Origin of the sequence: Trinickia sp. (assembly GCF_036503415.1) — a bacterium.
Classification (GTDB): Bacteria; Pseudomonadota; Gammaproteobacteria; order Burkholderiales; family Burkholderiaceae; genus Trinickia.
The window spans coordinates 1-5,039 of the sequence record NZ_DASXWY010000184.1; the positions used below are offsets into that span (position 1 = coordinate 1).

Here is a 5,039-nt window from a genome sequence, read left to right on the forward strand (position 1 = left end):
GAATTCGTGATCGTCCAGGTGCCGCTGTCCTTTTTCTGCAGCGTCTGGAAGCCGGTGATCGTCGCCGGCAACGTGTCGCTGCCGGTGCCATTGAGCGTCAGCAGGTTGCTGCCGCCGCCGCCATTGATCGTGCCCGATACGCTCGAGCCGGAGAACAGGTTCAATGTGTCGTTGCCGCCTGCGAAAACCAGGTTGCCGATCACCTTGCCGAGATTGGTGAACACCACGGCGCCGTTGCCGGACGCTCCCATCACGTTGTTGGGTGCCTGGATGACGCCGGTCGCGTTATTGATGACCGTGTTCGTACCCGAGGTGTTCTGAAACCAGATAGCCGCGGAGTTAATGCCCCGGATCGTCCCGTTGTTGACGATCGTATTGCCGGTGCCTTCCGGATTGACGGCCTCGGCAGTCGTTTGGGTGCCGTTGGACAATACGGTCGCGCCCTGTTGGACGGTCAGCGTGTTGTTATTGCGCAGATCGATCGTATTGCCGCCCGTGCCGTACGTGCCGGTGGTATTCGTCGAGGCATTCTGCACCAGCGCGCCGGACTGCACGACGATATTCGAGTTGTCCGACAGCGCGATCGCGCTGGTGTTGCCCACGACGATCTGCGCGTTCGGCCCCACGGTCACCTGAGCGCCGGACGCGGTTGTCGGCCCCGTTCCGATCGTCGTCGTCCAAGGCGACGGCGCCGAGGTGTCGCACGTCGTCGTCGCGCCCGAAGTCGTGCAGTTCGCGTGAGCCAGTGCCGGAATCAGCGCGACGTAGCCGAGAACGGCAAGCGTCGTCGCCTTAGGGCGCAGGCGCGATGCGTCATTGGAGATTGGAGACCGAATTGCACGCGATTTCGTATGATCAATCGTTGCGTGCCGATATAAATCTGAATTCCGCATATGCCCGTCCTCTCATCGTTTGTATTTGACGCTCGGCACTATAGCGGAACCGTTTTTAAAGAATTGCAAAGGATCGTAAAGCCTTTACCTGGTCGGTTATTTCGGCTTTTTGGCGGCGCTTGAATTGCGCCGAATCAGGTGCGAACCGATTGCCGCGGAGGCGATTGCCGGCGGCTGACGAACCGGATGCCTACTGAAGCGGGAGTCGGACGGCGATCACCGAGGGATCGTCCGAGGCGTGCATCTCGAAGCCGTTTGCTCTCGCAAGCGCCAGCATCGGCGCGTTTTCGCGCAGGATTTCTCCCGTCACGAAGCGCGTGCCGCGAGTGCGCGCATAGTCGATGATCCGGGCGAGCAGTAATGTTCCGAGCCCTTTGCCCTTAATATCCGAGCGGACGGCCACGGCAAATTCGGCGCATTCGTTATCGGGATCGGCGACAATACGCGCAACGCCAAACGTTTGCGCGACTCCATTTAGATCGATTTCCACCGCGATGAGGGCCATTTCGCGGTCATAGTCGATTTGCGTCATACGCGCGAGTTGCGAGTGATCGAAGCCGCGCACGGCGCCGAAGAATCGCAGCCGCAAATCGTCGGGCGACATCGCGGCAATCAATGCACGATGTGCCGCTTCATCCTCGGGACGGATCGGGCGGATCGTCAAACGCTTGCCCTGCCAGTCCAGCGTCTCTTCCAGATGGCGTGGGTAGGGCACGATTGCAAGACGTCCGCGCGAGCTCGCAATCCGCAATCGCGGGGCGACAAGCACGACGCGGTCCGGCATGACACGCAGCACCGCACTCATACCCGCGATCTGCTCGACCGCGCACACCATCTCCGAAAGCGCGGTAAGCGCCTGCAAAAGCGGCTCGACGGGCACACGATCCGCGTACGGCGAGCGCGCGACGATCTCGCGTGCAAGAACGGGGTTGAGCGGCGGCAGACCATAGGTGCAAAACGGCGCAGGCACACCATTCGCCGGAGGCGCCGTAAAGCGAAACACGGGGCCGAAATCGGCATCGTCGTCGAGTTCGACCGTCACGTCGACGATCGCTTCGTCTTCGAACCGTTCGTCGAAGCTGGAGGTCCCGCCCTCGCCCTTGCCTTCCTTCGCATCGCCACCCTGTGCCAATCGTGCCGTCGTTGCGGTCGCTTCGGATTCCGGCCGGCTCGCGACATGCGCCGCTACACGCAGGCCGAAGCACGCGACGAGATGCGCCGCCTCGTCGCCGTCGAGCGTCATCGTGCCCGCCGCCACGGCGTCTCGCACGCGCGCCTGGATCGCCGCAAGCGCTACCGGCACGTGCGCCGGCAAGCCCTGCGGAGTCTGCATCAGCAACTCGCGGGCGAGCCGGTAATCGACGAGTCTTGCAAACGCGCGTGCGAGGCGATGCGGCGTCGAATGCACGGCGATGCCATGCGCGCGCAACGCATCGCGCGCAGGCGCATCGAGCCCCCCGAAAAAGCAGGCGAGCATGCCGCGATGGGCAAAGCGCTGGCGCTCGATGAGCACGCGCGCGACCGCCTCGGCCGGTGCGCGATGTGTCGAGGCGTGCACGATAAACGCCGCACCCGTATCGTCGTGCGGCGCAAGCGCATCGAGCGCGCGGCCGAAATCCGCGGCATGCGCATCGTCGCCCAGCAGCACCGGGTTGCTCGGCGTCACATGCGGCAAGGCCGACGCGAGCGCCTGCTTCGCGCCGTCGGACCATCGCGCGAGCTGAGCGCCGGCCGAAGCGAATGCATCGGATGCGAGCGCGGCCACCCCGCGGTCCGCCGCGATCAGTGTTGCGGTCGAACTTGCCGCAATGCGCCCGAGTCCGAGGGTTTCGATTTCGTCGAGCAGATCGTCGAGTGTTTCGACGCGCACCATCCCCGCACGGCGAAACGCCGCGGCATAAAGTGCATCGTCGGAATCGGCGCAGCCTGTGCGCAGCACGAGCACTGGCTTGCCGCGGGCCGCGGCGCGCGCGGCCGACATGAACTTGCGCGCGGCCCGCACGGTCGAAAGCTCCAGCAGGATGGCGCGCGTCGCACCGTCGCTGGCCAGGTAGTCGAGCACATCGCCCGCATCGACATCGGCCTCGCCGCCGAGCGCGATCGCATGCGAAAAGCCCAGACCTCGAGCATCGGCCCAGCCAAGCACCGCATTCGTCAGCGCGTTCGATTGCGACACCCAGGCCACGCCGCCCGGCTTGACGATGCACGATGCGGCATCCAGTTGCGCCCCCAGCGCGGGCGTGATGACGCCAAGACTGCCCGGCCCTACGATGCGCAGCAAGTGCGGGCGGGCGGCGACGAGTACATCGTCGACGGCGGCCGATGCTTCGATACTGCGTGCGTCGCCGATCAGGATCGCCGCGCGCGCTCCCATGCTGCCGAGCTTGTGCACGATGTCCGGCCATACCGCGCTCGGGGTGCAGAGCAACGCTACGCTTGGCGCTTCAGGGAGATCGGCCACATCGCGGAAAACGGGGTGACCGTCGAGCTCGTCGTATTTCGGATTGACGGGCCACACGGGGCCGGCGAAACCGCCGGCCAGCAGGCGCTGCCAGACGATGGCGCCGAGGCTGCCCGGCCGAGAGGACGCGCCGATCACCGCGACCGATCGGGGCTTGAAAAGCGCATCGAGATTGCGGATGGTCATGAGCGATCCCTCGTTCGGGAAAAGGCACGGGACCTGCGTTGAGGCTGAAGCATCGCGGACCGAGCTTCACCGCAGCTCGGGTTGCGTCAGTTTACGACTTTCCGGGTGCGACGCTTCGCGTTAGGGTATGTTGCCGCATCCCGGGCACTCGATGTATTGGCGGTCAATCGTGCTCGGGAGAATCGCGGTCACCTCGAGGGCCATGCCAGCAGCTTGATACCTGCCGCGCCGAATGCGACGGCAAGGCACCCTTCCAATACGCGGCGCGTTCGTATGTAGAGCCGGCGCGCCGAATCCATGGAAAAGAGCAATGTATAACCGCTGAACACGAGCGATCCGATGACGGCGCAGCCGGGGATGACCGCGTCATGAGCGGAACCGGAGCGGCTGGACGAAAGCGCGACGATCGAAACCCACACAAGGACCGCCTTGGGATTCGTCAAATGCAGTAATGCCCCTCGGATGTATAAGCCTCTCGGAGTATCCGGCCGCCCCGTTTGCCGCAGCGTCGCGGCAGCGGGTACGAGCGCGCTGCGTCCCGATTTGAAAGCCAACCAGAGAAGGTACAGCCCGCCAAAGAGTTTGACCGCGACGATGAATTGCGAATAGGCGACCAACGCCGCCGAGATACCGAGTTTCGCGACCGTCGCCCAGAACATCGATCCGGAAACGACGCCGAACGCGAACGCCAGCGCCGCCTTTCTTCCTTGGCTGGCCGCGATGGACATGATCGCCAGGTTGCTCGGTCCCGGGCTGGCGGTGCCGATGAAATAGGCGGTATAGGCGAGCAACAGGTCTGCGGAAAGCAATGAGTTCGCGGACATGTCAGGCCTTTTTCTCAGCCTCGGCCAACATCGCCTCGCTAATTGCGGTCTCGCCGCGCGCTTTCAGCGCGACAGCTGCCCCGCGAATATCGCGCGCCTCCTTGTTCTGACCGAGCTTGGTCTTGCCGATCAATCGCGTGATGTCGATTTCCAAGCCGACGATCGATTTGAGCATCGTATCGATATAGTCCTTCGGCGCATCCGACATCTTCCACGGCTCCGGCAGAGACGCCTCGTGCGTTCGGGTCAATCTGGCGACGACGCCGCGTACGTATCGCTCGTCGTCGTGGACGCGGATCCGGCCGTGTGCGTGGACGACGATGTAATTCCAGGTCGGCACCTGTTTGTGGAGCTCGTGCTTGCTTGGGTACCAGTTGGGCGAAATGTAGGCGTCCGCGGCGCGGAAGACCACGAGCACCTCGTCGCCGTCCGCGATGTCCTGCCATACAGGATTGGCTCGTGCGACATGGGCGCGCAAAACGCCGTGCTCGCCTTCGCCGGCCGCCAGCTCGAACGGAATATGATTGGCGTCCAATCCGCTCTTGCCGTGCGTAATCAGCGTGCCAAACGGATGTTGCACGATGCAGGCGTGCAGGTTTTCGATCCGGGATTCGTTGAAAGCGGCTGGTATGTACATATCGGGTCCCGTAGCGGAGTAAGTGTGCCTGCTCGCCC

The 5,039-nt window shown here is 63.8% G+C and carries 3 protein-coding genes and 1 pseudogene; all 4 read right to left on the reverse strand.

The window, feature by feature from the left end; genetic code table 11:
• A pseudogene (locus VGL01_RS22395) lies at positions 1–893 on the reverse strand (hypothetical protein); the annotation flags it as partial.
• A 190-nt stretch (positions 894–1,083) separates the two neighbouring features.
• Positions 1,084–3,540 carry a bifunctional acetate--CoA ligase family protein/GNAT family N-acetyltransferase gene (locus VGL01_RS22400; protein ID WP_331573276.1) on the reverse strand — a complete coding sequence of 819 codons (2,457 nt, stop codon included), beginning with the start codon at positions 3,538–3,540 and terminating at the stop codon, positions 1,084–1,086.
• Between the two features lie 188 nt (positions 3,541–3,728).
• On the reverse strand, positions 3,729–4,364 hold the full coding sequence (locus tag VGL01_RS22405) for a LysE family translocator (RefSeq protein WP_331573278.1): 636 nt from the start codon (positions 4,362–4,364) through the stop codon (positions 3,729–3,731).
• Position 4,365: 1 nt separating this feature from the next.
• Positions 4,366–5,001, reverse strand: a complete 636-nt coding sequence (locus VGL01_RS22410) for an FMN-binding negative transcriptional regulator (RefSeq protein ID WP_331573280.1) — start codon at positions 4,999–5,001, stop codon at positions 4,366–4,368.
• Positions 5,002–5,039 lie beyond the last annotated feature (38 nt).

What these genes read in the sequence shown, in the direction of transcription:
- VGL01_RS22400 (WP_331573276.1), bottom strand. Translation starts at nt 3,540, where the DNA reads ATGACCATCCGCAATCTCGATGCGCTTTTCAAGCCCCGATCGGTCGCG.
- VGL01_RS22405 (WP_331573278.1), bottom strand. Translation starts at nt 4,364, where the DNA reads ATGTCCGCGAACTCATTGCTTTCCGCAGACCTGTTGCTCGCCTATACC.
- VGL01_RS22410 (WP_331573280.1), bottom strand. Translation starts at nt 5,001, where the DNA reads ATGTACATACCAGCCGCTTTCAACGAATCCCGGATCGAAAACCTGCAC.